This is a genomic window from Aquimarina sp. 2-A2 (assembly GCF_045505135.1).
Taxonomy (GTDB): Bacteria; Bacteroidota; Bacteroidia; order Flavobacteriales; family Flavobacteriaceae; genus Aquimarina; species Aquimarina intermedia.
The window spans coordinates 735077-754189 of the sequence record NZ_JBJKFI010000001.1 but is presented as its reverse complement, the minus strand read 5'-3'; the positions used below and the strand labels follow the sequence as shown (position 1 = coordinate 754189).

Below are 19113 nucleotides of genomic sequence, written 5' to 3'. Positions count from 1 at the left end.
CTTTGACACTTTCAATTTAAGGTAAAGCGTGACTAATCTCTACGATTTCCTAGAAAAATAGATATAAAATACAACAAGGTCGCAAGGGATCCAATCGCGGCAACTACATAGGTTCTGGCCGCCCATTTTAGCGCATCCTTTGCTGCATCATGCTCTGCACTGTTCAACATATCTGTCCTTTCCAACCACGCCAAGGCTCGTTTACTGGCGTCATATTCTACCGGTAATGTGATGAATGCAAATAGCGTGGTCGCTGCAAATAAAATAATTCCAATTAAAAAAATCGTATTCCCTAATAAAGATCCGGTAGCAGATAAGATCAAGCCTCCCATAATAACAAAATTAGAAAGTTTACTAGCAATCCCCACCACAGGAACAATCTTAGAACGTAAGGTAAGCCAGCTATAGGCCGTAGCGTGCTGTACTGCATGTCCACATTCATGAGCTGCTACAGCAGCAGCAGCAGCATTACGTTGACTGTATACGCCTTCACTCAAATTAACTGTTTTATTTGCCGGGTTATAATGATCTGTAAGCATACCACTTGTCGATATGACCTTGACATCTGTAATATTATTATCGTGTAACATCTTGGTGGCAATTTCTGCACCACTCATGCCATTCTGTAAGTATACATTTGAGTATTTCTTAAATTTACTCTTCAATCGACTACTCACCCAAGAACTTGCTAGAAAAATTAATCCTGCTATTATATAATATCCAATCATATATATTTTTATGTAAAGTTAGTTAAAAGATAAAAGCAAAAACCTCGCCAATTATGACGAGGTTTCCAATACTAAAACTTAAAGTTTTCTTATTTATATCCTTAATTGAGATAAGCATCCACATCATGTAACGGCAGATTGAATGCCTCAGAAATTGCAGGATACACCACATCACCATTAATTACGTTTAATCCTTTTTTCAATGGTAAATTATCTGTACATGCTTTTTTCCATCCCTTATTAGCTAATTGTACTGCATATGGCAAAGTTACATTCGTCAGTGCTAAGGTAGAAGTATAAGGAACAGCACCTGGCATATTTGCTACAGAGTAATGCACTACATCGTCAATAATATAGATCGGGTCTTGGTGCGTGGTAGGCTTAGTTGTTTCAAAACAACCTCCTTGATCCACAGCCACATCAACCAATACAGTTCCTGGTCTCATATCTTTCAACATGTCACGTGTAATTAGTTTTGGCGCCTTTGCTCCAGGAATTAACACCCCACCGATAATTAGATCTGCAGTAGAAAGGTGCTTACGAATATTATATTCGTTAGAGAATTCTGTTTTGACGTTTGCCGGCATCACATCATCCAGATAACGCAAACGTTTCATACTAATATCAAGAATAGTAACATCTGCTCCCATTCCAGCTGCCATTTTTGCAGCCTGCGTTCCAACCACACCGCCACCAAGTACAATCACTTTGGCAGGTGCAACTCCGGGAACGCCTCCTAAAAGAATACCAATTCCTTTTAAAGGTTTTTCAAGGTATTTAGCCCCCTGTTGTATAGACATACGTCCTGCAACTTCACTCATAGGTGTCAATAAGGGTAAGCTACGATCTGCTTCCTCAACAGTTTCATAAGAAACACATACAGACTTGCTTTTAATCATAGCTTCTGTAAGTGGCTCACTGGAGGCAAAATGGAAATATGTAAAAACTAATTGATCTTCTTTAATCAATTTATATTCTTGTTCAATGGGTTCCTTGACCTTAATTATCATCTGTGCAGTATGATACACATCTTCGATGGTTGGTAAAATCATAGCCCCGGCATCTATATATGCCTCGTCAGTGAATCCGCTTTGCACACCAGCAGTATGTTGTACAAAAACAGTGTGACCATTACGTACGAGTTCCATCGTTCCAGCGGGTGTTAACCCTACACGATTCTCGTTGTTTTTGATTTCTTTTGGAACACCAATTATCATATTCTTAAATTTTTGTCGAAAATATATGTTTTAACGAAATAAAACAATAAAGATGAACCAAAAAATATTTTAATACTATTTATAACTATTTCACAATTATTTAGTTAACAAACGCATGTTAAAATAAGTAACTGGTAATTTTTGTTAGTAAATTATCATTCATAATGTTAAGTAAAAGTTAAGGATTTCAAATTTTAACCATGAAATAGCACAGAAAATGTCCGGTATCAATAAAAACAACCTCTTTTTTAATTGTGATACCTTGCACAGAGAAATCAGATCAGTAACATGATGATTTCATCTATCCACTATAGCAGGTTTTCGAGTCTTTGACTTTTCAATTATTTAAAAAAAAATAACCCAAAGCAATAAAAATTGCTTTGGGTTACACTAATTTATTATAACAAAAGTTATTAACCTACGAGATTTATGATCTTGCCTGGAACTATAATTATTTTTTTTGGTGTTCGGCCATTAAGTTGCTGCTGAGTTTTTTCATGAGCCAACACTATTTTCTCAATTGCATCCTTACTCATATCTAATGGCAACTCCAGCGTAAAACGCATTTTACCATTAAACGAAATTGGGTATTCCTTTGTGCTTTCTACCAAATATTTCTCTTCGAAGATTGGAAATGCAGCTGTTGCTATTGACGTTTTATGACCTAATCGTGACCAAAGTTCCTCAGCTATGTGAGGTGCATAAGGTGATATGAGAATTGTTAAAGGCTCCAAAATAGCTCTGGAGTTACATTTTTGAGCCGTTAATTCATTTACTGCAATCATAAAAGTACTTACTGTGGTATTAAAGGAGAAGGTTTCAATATCCTCCTGTACTTTTTTGATAGTTTTATGCAATGTTTTTAAGCTATCCTTAGTCGGTGCCGCATCAACAACCGTGAACGTTTCATTATCATGATATAGTTTCCATAACTTTTTAAGGAAGTTATACACTCCCGTAATCCCCGCAGTGTTCCATGGTTTTGCTTGCTCCAAAGGACCCAAAAACATTTCGTATAAACGTAAGGTATCTGCTCCATACTGCTCACAAATCTCATCTGGATTCACCACATTATATTTGGATTTGGACATTTTTTCTACTTCGCGACCTACGATATATTTTCCATCTTCCAAAACAAATTCTGCTTCGGCAAACTCAGGTCTCCATTGCTTAAAACCTTCAACATCTAATTCATTTGATGCATTGACCAGCGACACATCCACATGAATGGGAGTTACTTCGGTTTTTGAAATCAACCCTTTTGAAATTATAATATTGGTGTTTAAATCTCTATATACAAACGCACTTGTGCCCAATATCATCCCTTGATTGATCAATTTTTTGAACGGCTCGTTCACCGGTACATACGCTCTGTCATTTAAAAACTTCGTCCAAAATCGGGAATACAACAAGTGTCCGGTTGCATGTTCGCTCCCTCCAATATACAAATCTACCTGCTGCCAGTAATTGAGCGCTTCCGAGGAAGCGAACTCTTTTTCATTATGCGGATCCATGTATCGAAACAAATACCAGGAGCTTCCTGCCCATCCGGGCATGGTGTTTAACTCTAAAGGAAAAACTGTCGAATGATCAATTAAATTATTGTCTACCACCTTATTTGCTGTAGTATCCCAAGCCCAAACCTCAGCGCGACCCAAAGGTGGTTCGCCGGTTTCTGTAGGTAAGTATTTCTCAACCTCCGGTAATTTTATAGGTAAATGTGCTGCATCAATCATCTGTGGCATCCCATCTACATAATATACCGGAAAAGGTTCTCCCCAATATCGCTGACGACTAAAAACAGCATCTCTTAAACGATAATTTGTTTTTCCTTCCCCTTTACCCAATTTTTCCAGCTCATAAATTGCTGTTTTGATTGCTTTTTTTGCATTGAGGCCATTTAAGAAATCAGAATTTGCTATGACCGTTTTTTCTTTATCAGAAAAGGCTTCCTCGCTAATATCCACACCCTCAAAAATATTCGGAATCGCAATATTAAAATGTTTTGCAAAATCATAATCACGTTGATCACCACATGGAACTGCCATGACAGCCCCCGTACCATATCCTGCCAGCACATAGTCCCCGATCCAGATGGGCACAGGTTCATTAGTAAAAGGATGCAAAGCATAGGCTCCTGTAAAAACACCACTGATCGTTTTTACATCCGCCATTCGATCGCGTTCGCTACGCTTTGCGGTTGCTTGCACATAGGCTGCAACTGCTTCTTTTTGATCAGCTGTTGTTATTTTGTCAACCAAGGTATGTTCTGGGGCCAACGTCATAAAACTTACTCCAAAAATAGTGTCAGGTCGGGTTGTAAACACTTCGATAGTATCATTATACCCTTGTATTGCAAAGCTTACGCTCGCTCCTACTGATTTTCCTATCCAATTGCGCTGAGATTCTATTAACGCATCGGTCCAGTCGATGGTCTCTAAGCCTTGTAGTAAACGCTCTGCATAGGCAGAAATACGCATACTCCATTGTGTCATTTTTTTTCGGATCACCTCGTAACCTCCACGCTCTGAAACACCGTTAACTATCTCGTCATTGGCCAATACTGTCCCTAGTTGAGGACACCAGTTTACTTCAGTTTCTGCTAAATACGTCAATCTGTATTGCAACAGAATTTCTTGTTGCTGTTTGGCTGATAAATTCGCCCATTCGCTTGCTGAAAATAAGGTAACGTCTTCATCACAAACCGCGTTGACATTCGTATTGCCTTCTTTTTCAAAAAGGGATTCGAGTGCTTCTACAGGCCGCGCTTTATCCTGATCTTTATCATACCATGAATTAAATAGTTCTGTAAAAATCCATTGCGTCCATTTATAATACTCCGGTGAGCTGGTACGAACCTCTCTGCTCCAATCAAAAGAAAATCCTATTTTATCTAATTGTTCTCTGTAGCGTGCTATATTTTCTTGGGTAGTAATTGCCGGATGCTGCCCGGTTTGTATGGCATACTGCTCTGCCGGCAATCCAAAAGAATCATACCCTTGGGGGTGCAATACATTGCATCCTTTGTGGCGCTTGTAGCGAGCGTAAATATCACTGGCAATATATCCCAACGGATGTCCCACATGCAATCCCGCACCAGAAGGATAAGGAAACATATCTAATACAAAAAATTTTTCTTTTGTAGTATCTTGTGTAGCTTGAAAGGTTTTGTGGTCTGCCCAGTGTTTTTGCCATTTTTCTTCAATAGCAGTAAAATCGTAGCTCATGAATTCTTTTTTTTCAGACGGCAAATTTACAATTTCTTTTTGGTAACACCCCATCCCTCAAAAAAAGCTTACACAACCAATTCCATCCTATGCTCTCGCCTTTTTTTCCATGGGCATAAGACAATAATAAATAAAGCTATTCACAGGAGTAGGCACGCCTAATCTTTCTCCTTCCCTGACAATAAATCCATTAAAGTTTTCTAGTTCTGAGGGTCGACCTTCCATAATATCCCGTTGCGTTGAAGCAGTTGCATTAAACGGTTGATTTTTTATTATATTCATGACAGCAGAAACGCTGTCTTCTGGGAGATTGATACGCTTTGCTTTAGCAACTGAATAAATCTCTTGGGCCGTTCGCTCCAATAAATCTCTCAGGTTTTTGTCTTCATATAAAACTCCGAGTGTTGCTCTTGTAAGTCCTCCTAAACCACTTACCGTAGCGATAAATAAAAATTTTTGCCAAATTGCTGCTTGTATATCTTTTGCTATTTTGTTTTTAATTTTTGCCTTATCAAAGAGTGTACTTACTTCTTCTAATCTATCGTTTGAAATCGTAGGCAATGCTCCAAAAATAATTTCAGGAACAAAGCCAAAGTGATTAATAATACCGGGGGCCTCGATTTTGCTGTATATTTTGCACAAACCGCCGATAACATGCTCTTTATCGAGTATCTCTAGTGCCTTCTCAGCATTGTCCGCGCCATTTTGCAGTGGGAGGACCAATGTATTCTTTTTTATCAAATGTTTTATTTGATTTGCTGCATCTTTTACTTGCCAGGATTTAGTGCAAAGTAAAATTAAATCGGCCGGTTCCACTCGAGAAACATCATCTGTAACCAAATGCGGATGCACTTTGAAATCACCATCTACACTTTTTATATGAAGTCCTTGTGCCAGAATTGCTTTTTTATTTGCTCCCCGAGCGATTAAAGTAACCTTACAACCCGACTGAATGAGTTTGCCTCCAAAAAAACCACCAACGCCTCCAACCCCAACAATTACTATATGCATTTGTTATCCTATTTATTATTTATACTAAAATCGACCCATTGATATGCCTCAACAGTTAATGTAACACTTTAAAATGCGTTACATAATAGACACTAAAGTTAATTAACTTTATTATTTTTACCTGCAAATTATTTTTTATGAGCTCATCTTTTGAAAAGTATCAAAAACGAAGACTAATATCCTCTTATTTCTCTGTTGTTATTAGTATTTCGCTGGTATTATTTTTATTGGGTTTATTGGGATTGTTAGTGCTAAATACTAAAAAAGTCGCTGACCACTTCAAAGAAAAAATAGCACTCACTATTTACTTAAAAAATTCGGCTAAAGAAATTGAAATCAAACAACTCGAAAAAACATTAGCATTAGCCGAATACACCAAGTCCACTACCTATGTTTCAAAAGATGAAGCGGCAGAGGCCCACAGTAAAGAAATTGGAGAAAATTTTATGGAGTTTCTTGGTTACAATCCTTTGCAGAATTCTATTGATGTCTATTTAAAAGCAGACTTTGTAGACGCCACCAAAATGGAAGAAATAACAGCAAGCATTACTAAAAAAGATTTTGTGGATGAAGTGATTTATGATAAACCCTTAATATCACTACTTAATGACAATATAAAACGTATAAGTATCTGGGTACTGCTAATAAGTGGCATTTTCACTTTTATTGCTGTGCTGCTTATTAATAGCTCTATTAGGTTATCTGTATATTCAAAGCGATTCATCATTAAAACTATGCAAATGGTAGGGGCCACCAAAAAGTTTATACGCAGACCTTTTATATGGAAAAGTGTTCGTTTGGGTATGATTGGAGCAACGCTAGCCCTTATTGGCGTGGGCGTCGTACTGTACTACTTAAATGAAACCTTCCCCGAACTGGCATTATTAAATGACTATTACTTATTAGCTATTCTTTTTGCAGGTATTTTTGGAATGGGCGTTTTAATTACATGGATAAGTACCTTTTTTGCAACCCAGCGTTTTTTGAATTTACGAACAGACGAACTTTATTATTGATCCATTAGCCATGAGTACTGCGGTAAAAATATATTTTATAAATGTAGGCATTCTCTTTCTGGTTGGGATGGGCATTGTGATACAATCATTTCGTCCTGTACGTAATGTAACCAAGGATGATGTTCTAAAAATATACGGAAAAGTAACGCGTATCGAAGAAGCTCCGGGAAGGGACATTGCAATTACGCTGGCAGACGACGATCATTATTATTATATTAATCGTGGATTATCGCGACTAAAGCTTGAGGAGTTACGTAAAGAAATTTTGGATACCTTTGTTACCCTGTACCCTGTACATCGATGGACAATCTTTACACGAGATGGAAATATGGGGCATGTGTCCAAAATCACAAGAGAAAATAGAGTTATTTATAACGAAATAATTAAAGATACTGATGAGTAAAACATCCGATACACCCAAAAAACATGCATCTGAATTTATTTTCAAAAAGAAAAACTATATTATGATGGGCATTGGCCTTGGCGTCATTGCCTTAGGCTTCATTTTAATGACTGGTGGAGGAAGTGATGATCCTAACTATTTCAATCCAGAAATTTACAGTTTCAGAAGAATTCGCCTGGCTCCAACGATCGTTCTTATAGGTTTTGCCATCGAAGCGTATGCTATTCTTCTAGATCCAACAAAGAAGAAAAAATAATTTTCCAACCTTAACTCATCAGGTAATTTTATATTTGCCAAAAAAATAAAGCATAGAGGACTATGGAGATTATTGATGCTATTATTTTAGGGGTCATCCAAGGATTAACAGAGTTTCTACCTGTGTCTTCCAGCGGTCATCTGGAATTAGGGAAAGCTATTCTGGGAGATACCAGTGTCCCCGAAGAATCGTTATTATTCACAGTAGTACTACATTTTGCTACCGCATTAAGTACTATTGTTGTCTTTAGAAAAGATATTTGGATTCTATTAGAGGGCATTTTTCAATTTAAAAATAACGAAGAGACCCAATTTGCTCTTAAGATACTGATCTCAATGCTCCCCGCCGTCATTGTTGGCTTACTTCTCGAAGAGCAATTAGAACAATTATTCGGCGGTAATATAAGTTTTGTGGGTGCAATGCTGATAGTAACAGCAGTTTTACTATGGTTAGCTAACAAAGCAAAAGATACTCAAAAATCTGTAAGCAAATCAAATGCATTTATCATTGGAATTGCTCAAGCAGTTGCTATGCTACCGGGAATTTCTCGAAGTGGTGCCACTATCTCAACTTCTGTACTGCTGGGTAACGATAAAACAAGGGCTGCCAGATTTTCTTTTTTAATGGTGATTCCTTTAATTTTTGGAAAGATCGCAAAGGATGTAATTAGCGGAGATTTAACCTATGCTTCAGGGGCAAGCTTACCGCTATTATTAGGTTTTGCTGCGGCGTTTATATCAGGATTTTTTGCCTGTACGTGGATGATTTCTATAGTGAAAAAGAGCAAGTTATCTTATTTTGCCCTATATTGTGTAATCGTTGGTGTAATCGCCATCATCTTTGGTTTTATTAAATAGTCCCAGATAATGTTAACCGATCAAGCATATAAAGACGGTCAAATTCTTTTGATCGATAAGCCCTTACAATGGACTTCGTTTCAGGTTGTAAATAAAATTCGTTGGCTGATTCGTAAAAATTACAACATAAAAAAGATCAAAGTAGGGCATGCTGGTACGTTAGACCCTTTGGCCACAGGTTTGTTAATCCTATGTACAGGAAAATTCACCAAACGTATTGAAGAATTTCAGGGTCAGGTAAAAGAATACACCGGGACTATAACGCTTGGAGCTACCACGCCATCCTATGATTTGGAAACAACGGTGAATCAGGTTTTTCCTTTGGATCATTTGACTGAGGATAGGATCAAATCCACCACAGCTCAATTCACGGGAGTCATAAATCAATATCCGCCAGTGTTTTCAGCTTTAAAAAAAGACGGAAAGCGTTTGTATGAATACGCAAGACAAGGAGAAGAGGTAGCAATAGCGTCTAGAGCTGTGCAGATAGATGTATTCGAAATCACCGACATAGATCTGCCCAATATAAAATTTAGAGTACAATGTAGCAAAGGAACGTATATACGATCTCTAGCGCATGATTTTGGAAAAGCACTTAACAGTGGTGCCCACTTAAGTGAGCTGCGGCGCACTAAAATCGGGAACTTCTCTGCGGATGATGCGATTAGTCCAGAAAATTTTGAAAAACAATTTAGCGAAACATTCCCCCAAATGTAAAATAAATTGAACTTAAAAAAGTTATATAAACTATGGCAATTATAGAAAAACACAAAGCGCTTATAATTACGAGCATGCTTATGGGCATATTTATTTTAACGCTCTATAATATAAACATGGTTGGTAAGCAAAAGATTAAAACAGAAATGCTTATCGAGTTGCCGTTAGAAGAAATGGCTGCGCTAACAGAACAGGAAGAAGAAGAGGATGCAGATGAAGTGGAACAGGAAGATCGCAAGCTAATTGCTGCCAAACGAACACATGACGCATTTAATGAAGACTTTGACGATCCTGATCATCAGGAATTTGAAGAACGCATGAAGGCACTAACCGAAGATCCTGGCAAAGGTACAGAAGGTGATAATGACATGCTTACCAATGCAGAAGGTGCAGATATGATGACAGAACCTGAGGATTCTGAAACTAAAAAAGAAGACACGGGGAATGCAGAGGATGAAAAAGCATCCAATGTCGAAACAAACAATCGTAATAGCTCCTTGAGCTATACTTTGAAAAACCGAAAGGCTTTGAGATTACCTAACCCCATTTATACCTGTGAGGGTAGTGGCAAAGTTGTCGTCAAAATAGAAGTGAACAAAAACGGATATGTTTATCAGACTAAAATAGATAAGCGCAACTCTACCACTCGTAACGAATGCTTATTTGATAATGCGATGGTATATGCTAAAAAAGCCCTTTTTTCCTCTTCTACTAATGAGGAACAAAAAGGCTCTATAACCTATTATTTTAACTATGCTGAATGATTTTTTAAAAGTTCCAAAAAATCATTAACAAGGGTTTCTCCTTTATCTTTATTATACCATACCTGTAAGTCTTGTTTAAAAACAGCATTAAGGCTACCATGCTCCTTTTTAAATGCTTCCACCATTTTTGTAGCAGTCGAAGGTCTGGGCCCCCAAGTGTACAATACTTGCTCTTCATTTTCGTCGTATGCGATTAGCTTGGGTATTGATCTTCCATTATTAGTTAAGAACTTATCCATTAGTTCTATATGCTGATCCCGCAACACAATACGTAAATTGATTCCCGGATTTAAAGCTGCAAGTTTGTTAAGAATGGGCAATGACTGTGCTGCATCTCCACACCATCCTTCGGTTAAAACCAACCAGGTAACATCCATGTGCATAGCTGCTATAGCCTCCCTAATAGACGAATTGATTGTAATAGTTTTATCTAATCTTTTCATGCGTCGTTCATTGAGCAAGCTATAGTTAGTTAAAGCTTCAGATTGCTCCTGTCCAGTAGACTTCCCTGTTTCTAATAGCGTACTCACCATTTCTTTATATGCTGCATAATCAAATGAGGCAGCGATGCCTTCCTTTACAAGCTCTATAACCGAGGGTACCATGGTTTCTTTCATATACTTATTTTTACTAGTTGACGCGTCTTATCCCTATTCCTTACAGTTTTTACTGTCATAAAAATAGTATCTTTAGTTCTTCAAAACTAAAAATAAATGGAAAAACGACGTTGTCACTGGTGCTCTTCCGATCCTTTATATATGGACTATCACGATCAAGAATGGGGCGTTCCTGTACATGATGATACCGTTTTGTTTGAATTTTTATTACTAGAGAGTTTTCAAGCAGGATTAAGCTGGATTACTATCTTGAAAAAAAGAGAACACTTCAGAAAAGCCTTTGATAATTTCGACTATCAACGTATCGCCCTTTATGATAATGACAAGAAGGAAGTTTTATTGCAAAATCCCGGAATTATCAGAAACAAACTTAAAGTGAATTCGGCTGTTACCAATGCTCAAAACTTTATGAAGGTACAACAAGAGTTTGGTAGTTTTGACAGCTATATTTGGGGATTTGTAAATAACAAACCTATTAAAAATCATTGGAAACATTATGAAGATTGCCCGGCAACTACTCCGCTATCTGATGCCATAAGTAAGGATTTAAAAAAGAGAGGTTTTAAATTTGTAGGTTCCACCATTGTCTATGCTTTTATGCAGGCAATTGGGATGGTCAATGACCACGAGAAGAATTGTTTTAAATATTAGGATAATTACCAGCCTATTAAGGGCTTTTTATAGTTTTGACCCATAACTCAAATCCCCCGCATCCCCCAGTCCCGGTACGATATACCCTCTGGAACTTAATTTTTCATCGATCGTAGCAATCCAAATATCCGTATTTTCAGGAAAAATAGTTTTTACATATTCCACTCCTTCAACAGAACCAATCACTGATATGATATGAATGTGTTTGGGCGTTCCATGTTTGAGTAACGCTTGATAGGTATTTTCCAGGGTTTTACCCGTAGCCAACATCGGGTCAATCAACAGCAACGTTTTACCTTCAATCGATGGGGCAGCCAGATAATTTACCACCACCTCAAAAGCATCGGAATCATCCGGATGATGTCTATAAGCCGAAATAAAGGCATTTTCTTCCTTATCAAAGTAATTTAGCAACCCTTGGTGTAAAGGCATTCCTGCTCTTAAGATCGAGCATAAAACCAGTTTTTCATCAGGAACGGTAACGGTTTTGATTCCCAAAGGGGTTTGCACTTCTCTAGACGTCACAGTTAGTTTTTTACTTAATTCATATCCCAGTACCTCGCCTATGCGCTCAATGTTTCTTCTGAAACGCATTTGATCTTTTTGGATAACCTCATCACGGATTTCAGCAATAAATTGGTTTAAAATCGAAGTAGAAGTTTCAAGATTATGTAGCGTCATAGTTTATGTTTTAGGATCATTAGAATCTACAGCAAGGTAAAATTTTATTTTAAATACGTCATAAAGGTTTTACGATCAATTTCTCTTGCGCCCAAACTCGCAAGATGATCAGTATACATTTGACAATCGATCAACTTTACACCTGTTCCCTTCAGCCAATCAACAAGATAAATAAATGCACATTTTGATGCATTACTTACCTTAGAAAACATACTTTCTCCACAAAACACCCCTTTATCTTTCAGCAAAACTCCGTACAGACCCCCTACTAGTTCGTTTTCTTGCCAGACCTCAATTGACTGTACGTAACCTAATCTAAATAATTCTTGATAAGCAGTGATCATATCGGGGGTAATCCATGTGCCATCCTGATCGTAACGCGGTATAGAGGCACAGGTGGTAATAACCTCGGTAAAGCTTGTATTCAGGGTGATTCGAAATATATCTTTTCTAAGCACCTGCCGCATACTCTTACTGATTTTTAACTCGTCTGGAAAAAGTACCATACGAGGATCAGGACTAAACCACAATATTGGCTGCTCATCAGAAAACCACGGGAAAATCCCGCTATAATAAGCATGTAGCAAACGTTTACTGGAGAGATCTCCTCCTACAGCTAGCAATCCATCTGTATTAGCAAGATGTACTTGAGGGAATTCTATGGCATTAGTTAAAAAATACAAAATTAAGCGGCTTGTTTATCACGTTAAATATCAAATAGTTGTTTGATTTGACCAAAAAAATCACAATATTTGTTAATGCCTTTTAAGTTAAATTTTGTTCATCATTGCTTTTTTGAGTTTTATTAGAAGGTATAATCAAATTCACAATAGGAAAAGTCCGATACGTAAGGTATCGGACTTTTTTACTTTTTATATTGAACCATCGAAGGTTCTAATGCTTTATTTCTAGAAAGGCAAGTCATCATGATCCTCTTCAGACAAGTCAGTTGCAGGCTCGAAAGCATCTGCTGGAGGCATTGGAGCTGCTGTCGGAGCAACCGGCTGCAAGTTCTCAATTCTCCAACCCTGAATAGAGTTGAAATACTTAGTCTCTCCCTGAGGATTAACCCATTCTCTTCCTCTTAAATTGATACTTATTTTTACGTCCTGTCCTACCTGAAAATTATTAAGTAAATCACATTTATCCTGAACGAATTCAACCATAATATGTTGAGGATATTGCTCATCTGTAGTAACAACAATTTCACGCTTTCTAAAACCATTGCTCCCAAAGCTCTGTACCTCACCTACCATTTTTACTTTTCCTTGTACTTCCATCTTAATCTATTATTTATTTGCTGCTAAAATATTCCAGGCAGTAGTTATATCATTTTGATCCAAATACTGTTTCGCAAATTTATGAATTTCTGTTGGGTTTTCAGAAATTATTTGTGCTTTAATCTCTGGGTGGTCAGCCAAAAACTGTCGTATATCAGCCTCACGGGGAAGCGCTTCTACATTACCTAATTTACCAAGGTCATTACCCGTTAACACAGAACTTAACCGAATACTTTCTGGCAAGGTGTCCACTCCTATTCCTAGAGTAGTCACGGGTTTTGGCACCTCAAACATACCGGTTTTAGCTCTTGTATACCAGTTGCCTCCCATTCTGGCTACCTGATCAATTTTATGCTGATCTATCTTTCCCTCATCATCTAATACAGCTTCTTTTACATGCATGAGCAACACCTCACAGATCACCAGATTACCTGCTCCTCCTTCTTCTCCCAAAGCTACAACTTCTCTAACCTTACATTCGAATTGCACAGGAGATTCTCCTACCCTAAAGGGTTCAACTTTTGTAGAAGGAACCATAGTTAAGCCCGCTTTCACAAACTCGTTTACTCCTGTAGCATACTCGGTACTGGATAGAGACATTTGTTGTACGATATCATAATTTACAATATTAATGACAACCTCTTTGGTCGCATGTACATTATCCAGCGTATGCTTGCTAGTATTATCCCGCACTCTTCTTGCGGGGGAAAAGATTAAAATTGGCGGATTCGCACTAAAAACATTGAAAAAACTAAAGGGAGATAAATTTGGGACACCATCGGTATCTATCGTGCTCGCAAAAGCTATAGGTCTGGGACCAATAGCTCCTAACATCATACCGTGCAACCTACCTGTACTTACTTCTTTAGGATCTATAGTTATCATACTGTATTTTTGTGATTCACAAAGATACTAAAGTTTGAACGCAAGGTGATCGTTTGAAAATAGATTTAGCTTTTTGGTTAATACACTAATTGTCTAATAAATCGTTTATATTTAAAAACTAATATTTATTACATGAATTTTTCTGATGAGCGGAAACTAGCGAGTTATTTTATCATCGTTGCTGTTCTTTCAATAACCGGACTAGTTCTCTGGAACACATCTCTTTTTTTACAAAGACTGAAAGAAGACGAGCGTATTAAAATGCAGGTTTGGGCCCAATCGCAAAAAGCATTGAATAGTGAGCAATCAGATGACTATCTTGACTTATCCATTTTGATAGGAGGGACAAACAACACAATTCCTATAATTATCACGGATGGAAAACATAATTTTATACGAGATTCGTCTGGTAATCTACATCCGGGTTATTTCAAAAACTTATCCTCAAATCTCTTGGAAGATGAAGATGATTTGAGAGCTTTTCTTATGGATCTAAAGTCAGAGAACAAACCTATTGAGTTAGATTTAAAAGGCACCGTTCAATACATTCACTTTGGAAATTCTGCTATTCTCAAAAAATTAAAATATTACCCCATTGCTATAGCGCTTATTCTGTTCTTACTTATTGGGGTTATCTACTTCTTTTTTACCACCTCAAAAGCTAGTGAGCAAAATAAATTATGGGCAGGAATGGCTAAAGAAACTGCACATCAAATTGGAACCCCACTATCCTCCTTAGTTGGATGGAATGAAATTTTAAAATCTGAAAATGTAAATCCGGAATATCTTGTCGAAATTGAAAAAGATATTGAACGTTTACGAGTTATCACAGAACGATTCTCCAAAATTGGATCTATTCCGAATCTTGAAGAAAAAGATATTGTTGCAGAAACCAAAGAGGCTTACACCTATATCGAAGCTCGAAGTTCGAAGCTGATACATTTTTCAATTAAATTACCTAACGCTCCCATTATTGTAAAGCTTAACTCACAATTGTTTGGTTGGACCATAGAAAATCTGGTAAAAAATGCCATTGATGCAATGAAAGGAAAAGGGGATCTTAAAATTGAAGTTACACAGGACGCTAGGCGAGTGTTTATTAAAATTAAAGATTCAGGTAAAGGACTCCCAAAAAGTAAGTTTACTAAAATATTTGAACCTGGGTATACTTCGAAGAGCAGAGGTTGGGGATTGGGATTATCTTTAGCCAAAAGAATCATAGAAGAGTATCACCTAGGTAAAATAAAAGTGCTGCGATCTGAGCTCGGCAGAGGTTCGGTTTTTCAAATTACACTGAAGAAATTTGAATCAGAAACACAAGAAAGTTAAATCTTTACCGTTATAATTGAAAACCAAATCAACGTGAAAACTGAATACATTAACCTTAAAAAAGCCATCTTAAACAATAATTGTCCCGAATGTTTTGCTACCGAAAGTTTAGCGTTAAGTTTTGATCAAAAAAGAATTACTACTCCGCTTATCGTTCATACTAAAAAAGAAATCATCGAGAGTATGCAGTGTTTAAAATGTAATACCGAAATTTTTCCAGGAAGATATACAGATGATATTGACCGCGTATATCAATATCATAAAAAAACCGTACAACCTAAAAATGCCTCTATTAAACTGAGACTGTTAGCTATTGTAATTTTATTTCTAATAGTATTAGTCAGTATTGCATTGTATGTGTTTATCGCAAAACCAGCAGTATTAGCAGGTGTATAATAAACTTATTTGTAATGTAGCATCGTTTTTCTAAGAACTTCTGGAATAGGAAAAGTCTTGTTGTCATTAAAATCGAAACAAACCGCCACATCATGTCCTTCTGCACACAAAACTTCATCGTCATTGTAAAGATAATGATGTAATCCAAAACTAGAGTTTTTAATAAATTCTACGGAGGATTTAATCAAGACATTTCCTGGATAAAATAGGGGATGCTTAAAATCGCATTTTGATGAAACCAGCATGGGACCTTTATTTGTATTGGCGTGCATGGCTGCCAAACCCGAAACTTCCCAAAACTGAACACGTGCACTTTGCATATATTTCATAAAATTAATATTGTTCACATGTTGGTAGGTGTCCATTTCACTCCAGTCAATTCGCAATACTAATTCCAGACTCTCTATTTTACTATCCATTGAAGTTATCTCTTATCTCTTTGGCCAATGCTTTAAACGCTGCTTCATCCATTTCAACTTTTTTCTGAAATCTCATGTCATCCATGGTTTGCAAAGGTATGAGATGTACATGAACATGTGGAACTTCAAGACCCACTACAGCCATCCCAATTCGTTTACAAGCGATTGTTTTTTCCAAAGCCTTTGCAACTTTCCGAGAGAAACGCATTAATTCAATATAAACCGTTTCATCCAGGTCAAACAATTTGTCTTCTTCCACTTTGGGCACGCACAAAGCATGTCCTTTAGCATTAGGGTTTACATCTAGGAAAGCGTAAAAATTATCATCCTCTGCTAGTGTATATGATGGAATTTCTTTATTAATTATTTTAGTAAATAAAGTTGACATTTGGTATGTTTATTAATTTATTGGAAATATAAATCTTTTGTTTTAGTCAGAAATAAAAAAAACCTTTCTTTATTGTTAAAAAAAGGTTCTCGATTTTAGAAATAATAAAAAATTTACCTAGAAATTTCTACAATATCAAATTTCATTGTTCCGTTAGGTACTTGGATCTCTGCTACCTCTCCAATACTTTTACCTAATAAACCCTTGCCAATAGGGGAATCAACCGATATTTTACCTGTTTTTAAATCCGCCTCACTTTGAGCAACCAGTTTATAGGTCATTTCGGCTCCATTAGTTTGATTTTTGATTTTCACGGTAGAATGTATTAACACCTTGGAAGTATCCAATTGAGACTCATCGATTAATCTGGCATTGGACAAGGTCGCTTCCATTTTTGATATTTTCAATTCCAAAAGACCTTGAGCCTCCTTGGCGGCATCGTACTCTGCGTTTTCACTCAGATCACCCTTATCTCTAGCCTCTGCAATTGCTTGCGAAGCCTTAGGACGCTCTATATCTTTTAGTTGATTCAATTCATCTCTCAACTTCTTGAGTCCCTCTGCTGTATAATATGATACTTTACTCATAATTCCTTCATTTATATAAATAGAAAAAATCCCACTGTCATGGGACTTCAACTTAACAAATATAAGAAAAATTAATAGGTGTAAATAATTTTTGCTAGTCCATTAGATAAGAGCTTTATCATAATCATAAAACAATATGATAAACAGGATTAAAACGGTAAATTTGTACAATAGTTAATCAAAATGAAATATTTTACTTTACCATTACTCATAATTTTTTTGATGCTTTCATGCGCTAGTGACGATGATGCAAGAATAAGCAATCCATTTATTCCTTCTGTAAATTTTACGCATAGTATTAATTTAGATTTACCTCAGTACAATATGCTAAAGTTTCCAAACAATTCTTATGTCGAAACGTTGGCTGGTGTTGGTGTTAAGGGCGTAATCATCTATAATATCGACAACACTTTATATTCAGCCTTTGAATTAAGCGATCCCAATATAACTCCCAGTTCATGTTCTACATTAACGGTCAAAGGAATCGAAGCGTCTTCTACCTGTGATAACACTACTAATGTGTACGAAATAGTGAATGGAAAGCAGCTAAAAGGTGAAGGTGGATATCCACTGGTACGCTATGCAATACGCCGAGATGGTAACCGACTTACTATTACGAACTAAATTGATTAAGCCCGCCTTCTAAATTCAATAATGTAACATCTTTTCTAAGGTTTAAAAGTAGTTGAATGGCTTTTTTGCTACGTATGCCCGATTGACAACACACGACAACCGGTTTATCATGAGGTAGTTCCATTGCTTTTTTTTCTAAGTCATGTAACGGAATATGGTAGCCGCCGATATTGAACTTCTTGTGTTCTGAAATGGTTCTTACGTCTAGTAATACATATTCTTTACATTTATTCTGATAATCATCTAAGCTAATGCTTTGTATTTCTTGAGTTCCGCAAAAAATATGGTAATCATCTTGAAGGGATGTGATTTTACTATTTTCATTTTTGCTGAAGGTTACTATCTGCTGATTCAGGCTTTGTGAGTCCAAACATAAAAGTTTTCCGTTCAATAACTTCCCGAGATCCAGTATCATCTTCAATACTTCATTGGCCATTAAACTTCCCATTATTCCCGGTAACACCCCCAGCACTCCGATATCCGAACAATTTGGTAATGCATCTTCACCCGGAGGTTCCGGAAAGAGACACCGGTACGTAGGTCCATGTTGGTAATTAAAAACAGAAACCTGCCCTTCAAACTTAAAAATAGAACCAAACACTACTGGTTTATTTGCTAGCACCGCCCCGTCATTGACTAAATAGCGAGTAGGAAAATTATCGGTTCCGTCTACGATAATGTCGAACTTTGAGAAAATAGCTACTACATTTGCTTTATTTAAACGCTCATTATAAATGTCAAAAGCAATATTTGGATTAAGTCTTTTGAGTTTTTGTGAAGCAACCTCAACCTTGGAGCTTCCAATATCATCGACCGTATACAACACCTGTCGCTGTAAATTTGTTTGATCAACAACGTCGTCATCAACGATTCCAATAGTACCAACACCAGCAGCAGTTAGATACTGCAAAACAGGACAACCTAATCCTCCTGCTCCTACTACCAGCACTTTAAACTGTTTTAATTTCTCTTGCCCTTTACTCCCAATTTCTTCAAGAATAAGGTGCCTATTATATTGTTTCTTTTCGTTTTTAGATAACATATTCTTATA

At 36.8% G+C, this 19113-nt stretch carries 23 protein-coding genes; 10 read left to right on the top strand and 13 right to left on the bottom strand.

Translation table 11 applies throughout. The features are described from left to right. Positions 1–32: 32 nt before the first annotated feature. From ACJRPK_RS03330 to ACJRPK_RS03315, 4 genes are all read right to left on the bottom strand, one after another. Positions 33–728 carry a zinc metallopeptidase gene (locus tag ACJRPK_RS03330; RefSeq protein ID WP_407138427.1) on the bottom strand — a complete coding sequence of 232 codons (696 nt, stop codon included), beginning with the start codon at positions 726–728 and terminating at the stop codon, positions 33–35. Positions 729–829: 101 nt separating this feature from the next. Beyond that, a complete protein-coding gene (gene ald, locus ACJRPK_RS03325; RefSeq protein ID WP_148781178.1) occupies positions 830–1945 on the bottom strand; it encodes an alanine dehydrogenase in 1116 nt (371 codons plus the stop codon). Positions 1946–2358: 413 nt separating this feature from the next. Then, the gene (leuS, locus tag ACJRPK_RS03320; RefSeq protein ID WP_407138426.1) at positions 2359–5172 is read right to left on the bottom strand and encodes a leucine--tRNA ligase; all 2814 of its coding nucleotides are present in this window, start codon (positions 5170–5172) and stop codon (positions 2359–2361) included. 87 nt (positions 5173–5259) lie between these two features. Then, entirely contained in the window at positions 5260–6183 is a 924-nt protein-coding gene (locus tag ACJRPK_RS03315; RefSeq protein WP_407138425.1) for a ketopantoate reductase family protein, read from the bottom strand. Positions 6184–6320: 137 nt separating this feature from the next. Between ACJRPK_RS03315 and ACJRPK_RS03310 the strand changes: the two genes are divergently transcribed. From ACJRPK_RS03310 to ACJRPK_RS03285, 6 genes are all read left to right on the top strand, one after another. Continuing rightward, complete coding sequence (locus tag ACJRPK_RS03310) at positions 6321–7199, top strand: cell division protein FtsX (RefSeq protein WP_407138424.1); 879 nt, start codon at positions 6321–6323, stop codon at positions 7197–7199. 10 nt (positions 7200–7209) lie between these two features. Further along, positions 7210–7602, top strand: coding sequence for a hypothetical protein (locus ACJRPK_RS03305; RefSeq protein ID WP_407138423.1), 393 nt, complete (start codon positions 7210–7212; stop codon positions 7600–7602). Continuing rightward, complete coding sequence (locus ACJRPK_RS03300) at positions 7595–7858, top strand: DUF3098 domain-containing protein (protein WP_148781173.1); 264 nt, start codon at positions 7595–7597, stop codon at positions 7856–7858. Before ACJRPK_RS03305 ends, ACJRPK_RS03300 begins: the two co-directional genes overlap by 8 nt. Before the next feature lie 62 nt (positions 7859–7920). Continuing rightward, entirely contained in the window at positions 7921–8715 is a 795-nt protein-coding gene (locus ACJRPK_RS03295) for an undecaprenyl-diphosphate phosphatase (RefSeq protein ID WP_407138421.1), read from the top strand. Between the two features lie 9 nt (positions 8716–8724). Beyond that, entirely contained in the window at positions 8725–9432 is a 708-nt protein-coding gene (gene truB / locus ACJRPK_RS03290) for a tRNA pseudouridine(55) synthase TruB (RefSeq protein ID WP_407138420.1), read from the top strand. A 32-nt stretch (positions 9433–9464) separates the two neighbouring features. Next, positions 9465–10196 (top strand): hypothetical protein, encoded by a 732-nt coding sequence (locus tag ACJRPK_RS03285; RefSeq protein ID WP_407138419.1) that lies wholly within the window; start codon positions 9465–9467, stop codon positions 10194–10196. Here the strand turns inward: ACJRPK_RS03285 and ACJRPK_RS03280 are convergent. Next, the gene (locus tag ACJRPK_RS03280) at positions 10184–10813 is read right to left on the bottom strand and encodes a thioredoxin family protein (RefSeq protein ID WP_407138418.1); all 630 of its coding nucleotides are present in this window, start codon (positions 10811–10813) and stop codon (positions 10184–10186) included. The genes ACJRPK_RS03285 and ACJRPK_RS03280 overlap by 13 nt on opposite strands. Before the next feature lie 96 nt (positions 10814–10909). On the opposite strand from ACJRPK_RS03280, the gene ACJRPK_RS03275 reads away from it, so the two are divergent. Then, on the top strand, positions 10910–11464 hold the full coding sequence (locus ACJRPK_RS03275; RefSeq protein WP_407138417.1) for a DNA-3-methyladenine glycosylase I: 555 nt from the start codon (positions 10910–10912) through the stop codon (positions 11462–11464). Between the two features lie 27 nt (positions 11465–11491). Here ACJRPK_RS03275 and upp read toward each other — a convergent pair whose 3' ends face one another. The 4 genes from upp to ACJRPK_RS03255 all read right to left on the bottom strand — a co-directional run bounded on the left by upp (position 11492) and on the right by ACJRPK_RS03255 (position 14310). Further along, the gene (gene upp, locus ACJRPK_RS03270) at positions 11492–12145 is read right to left on the bottom strand and encodes a uracil phosphoribosyltransferase (protein WP_407138416.1); all 654 of its coding nucleotides are present in this window, start codon (positions 12143–12145) and stop codon (positions 11492–11494) included. Between the two features lie 44 nt (positions 12146–12189). Beyond that, complete coding sequence (gene aat / locus ACJRPK_RS03265) at positions 12190–12828, bottom strand: leucyl/phenylalanyl-tRNA--protein transferase (RefSeq protein WP_407138415.1); 639 nt, start codon at positions 12826–12828, stop codon at positions 12190–12192. A gap of 225 nt (positions 12829–13053) precedes the next feature. Then, complete coding sequence (locus tag ACJRPK_RS03260) at positions 13054–13425, bottom strand: DUF3127 domain-containing protein (RefSeq protein ID WP_148781166.1); 372 nt, start codon at positions 13423–13425, stop codon at positions 13054–13056. A 9-nt stretch (positions 13426–13434) separates the two neighbouring features. Beyond that, the gene (locus ACJRPK_RS03255; protein WP_407138414.1) at positions 13435–14310 is read right to left on the bottom strand and encodes a flavin reductase family protein; all 876 of its coding nucleotides are present in this window, start codon (positions 14308–14310) and stop codon (positions 13435–13437) included. A gap of 132 nt (positions 14311–14442) precedes the next feature. On the opposite strand from ACJRPK_RS03255, the gene ACJRPK_RS03250 reads away from it, so the two are divergent. Beyond that, on the top strand, positions 14443–15639 hold the full coding sequence (locus ACJRPK_RS03250) for a sensor histidine kinase (protein ID WP_407138413.1): 1197 nt from the start codon (positions 14443–14445) through the stop codon (positions 15637–15639). 33 nt (positions 15640–15672) lie between these two features. After that, positions 15673–16035 (top strand): hypothetical protein, encoded by a 363-nt coding sequence (locus tag ACJRPK_RS03245; protein ID WP_407138412.1) that lies wholly within the window; start codon positions 15673–15675, stop codon positions 16033–16035. Between the two features lie 5 nt (positions 16036–16040). On the opposite strand, the gene ACJRPK_RS03240 is transcribed toward ACJRPK_RS03245, so the two are convergent. The 3 genes from ACJRPK_RS03240 to greA form a co-directional block, all read right to left on the bottom strand. Further along, complete coding sequence (locus ACJRPK_RS03240; RefSeq protein ID WP_407138411.1) at positions 16041–16454, bottom strand: acyl-CoA thioesterase; 414 nt, start codon at positions 16452–16454, stop codon at positions 16041–16043. Next, positions 16447–16842: an HIT family protein gene (locus ACJRPK_RS03235; protein WP_407138410.1), complete on the bottom strand. Its 396-nt coding sequence runs from the start codon at positions 16840–16842 to the stop codon at positions 16447–16449. The genes ACJRPK_RS03240 and ACJRPK_RS03235 overlap by 8 nt, the downstream gene beginning before the upstream one ends. 113 nt (positions 16843–16955) lie before the next feature. Then, positions 16956–17429 carry a transcription elongation factor GreA gene (gene greA / locus ACJRPK_RS03230; RefSeq protein ID WP_407138409.1) on the bottom strand — a complete coding sequence of 158 codons (474 nt, stop codon included), beginning with the start codon at positions 17427–17429 and terminating at the stop codon, positions 16956–16958. A 183-nt stretch (positions 17430–17612) separates the two neighbouring features. Here greA and ACJRPK_RS03225 point away from each other — a divergent pair, with 183 nt between their 5' ends. After that, positions 17613–18053 (top strand): hypothetical protein, encoded by a 441-nt coding sequence (locus ACJRPK_RS03225; protein WP_407138408.1) that lies wholly within the window; start codon positions 17613–17615, stop codon positions 18051–18053. Here ACJRPK_RS03225 and moeB read toward each other — a convergent pair. Continuing rightward, on the bottom strand, positions 18043–19104 hold the full coding sequence (gene moeB, locus ACJRPK_RS03220; protein ID WP_407138407.1) for a molybdopterin-synthase adenylyltransferase MoeB: 1062 nt from the start codon (positions 19102–19104) through the stop codon (positions 18043–18045). The genes ACJRPK_RS03225 and moeB overlap by 11 nt on opposite strands. Between the last annotated feature and the right edge of the window lie 9 nt (positions 19105–19113).

Coding starts and splice junctions, on each gene's coding strand:
- ACJRPK_RS03295 (WP_407138421.1), top strand. CDS start 7,921: ATGGAGATTATTGATGCTATTATTTTAGGGGTCATCCAAGGATTAACA.
- ACJRPK_RS03305 (WP_407138423.1), top strand. CDS start 7,210: ATGAGTACTGCGGTAAAAATATATTTTATAAATGTAGGCATTCTCTTT.
- upp (WP_407138416.1), bottom strand. CDS start 12,145: ATGACGCTACATAATCTTGAAACTTCTACTTCGATTTTAAACCAATTT.
- ACJRPK_RS03235 (WP_407138410.1), bottom strand. CDS start 16,842: ATGTCAACTTTATTTACTAAAATAATTAATAAAGAAATTCCATCATAT.
- leuS (WP_407138426.1), bottom strand. CDS start 5,172: ATGAGCTACGATTTTACTGCTATTGAAGAAAAATGGCAAAAACACTGG.
- ACJRPK_RS03280 (WP_407138418.1), bottom strand. CDS start 10,813: ATGAAAGAAACCATGGTACCCTCGGTTATAGAGCTTGTAAAGGAAGGC.
- moeB (WP_407138407.1), bottom strand. CDS start 19,104: ATGTTATCTAAAAACGAAAAGAAACAATATAATAGGCACCTTATTCTT.
- truB (WP_407138420.1), top strand. CDS start 8,725: ATGTTAACCGATCAAGCATATAAAGACGGTCAAATTCTTTTGATCGAT.
- ACJRPK_RS03250 (WP_407138413.1), top strand. CDS start 14,443: ATGAATTTTTCTGATGAGCGGAAACTAGCGAGTTATTTTATCATCGTT.
- ACJRPK_RS03285 (WP_407138419.1), top strand. CDS start 9,465: ATGGCAATTATAGAAAAACACAAAGCGCTTATAATTACGAGCATGCTT.
- ACJRPK_RS03240 (WP_407138411.1), bottom strand. CDS start 16,454: ATGGATAGTAAAATAGAGAGTCTGGAATTAGTATTGCGAATTGACTGG.
- ACJRPK_RS03255 (WP_407138414.1), bottom strand. CDS start 14,310: ATGATAACTATAGATCCTAAAGAAGTAAGTACAGGTAGGTTGCACGGT.
- ACJRPK_RS03300 (WP_148781173.1), top strand. CDS start 7,595: ATGAGTAAAACATCCGATACACCCAAAAAACATGCATCTGAATTTATT.
- ald (WP_148781178.1), bottom strand. CDS start 1,945: ATGATAATTGGTGTTCCAAAAGAAATCAAAAACAACGAGAATCGTGTA.
- ACJRPK_RS03225 (WP_407138408.1), top strand. CDS start 17,613: ATGAAATATTTTACTTTACCATTACTCATAATTTTTTTGATGCTTTCA.
- ACJRPK_RS03315 (WP_407138425.1), bottom strand. CDS start 6,183: ATGCATATAGTAATTGTTGGGGTTGGAGGCGTTGGTGGTTTTTTTGGA.
- ACJRPK_RS03310 (WP_407138424.1), top strand. CDS start 6,321: ATGAGCTCATCTTTTGAAAAGTATCAAAAACGAAGACTAATATCCTCT.
- greA (WP_407138409.1), bottom strand. CDS start 17,429: ATGAGTAAAGTATCATATTATACAGCAGAGGGACTCAAGAAGTTGAGA.
- ACJRPK_RS03330 (WP_407138427.1), bottom strand. CDS start 728: ATGATTGGATATTATATAATAGCAGGATTAATTTTTCTAGCAAGTTCT.
- ACJRPK_RS03260 (WP_148781166.1), bottom strand. CDS start 13,425: ATGGAAGTACAAGGAAAAGTAAAAATGGTAGGTGAGGTACAGAGCTTT.
- ACJRPK_RS03275 (WP_407138417.1), top strand. CDS start 10,910: ATGGAAAAACGACGTTGTCACTGGTGCTCTTCCGATCCTTTATATATG.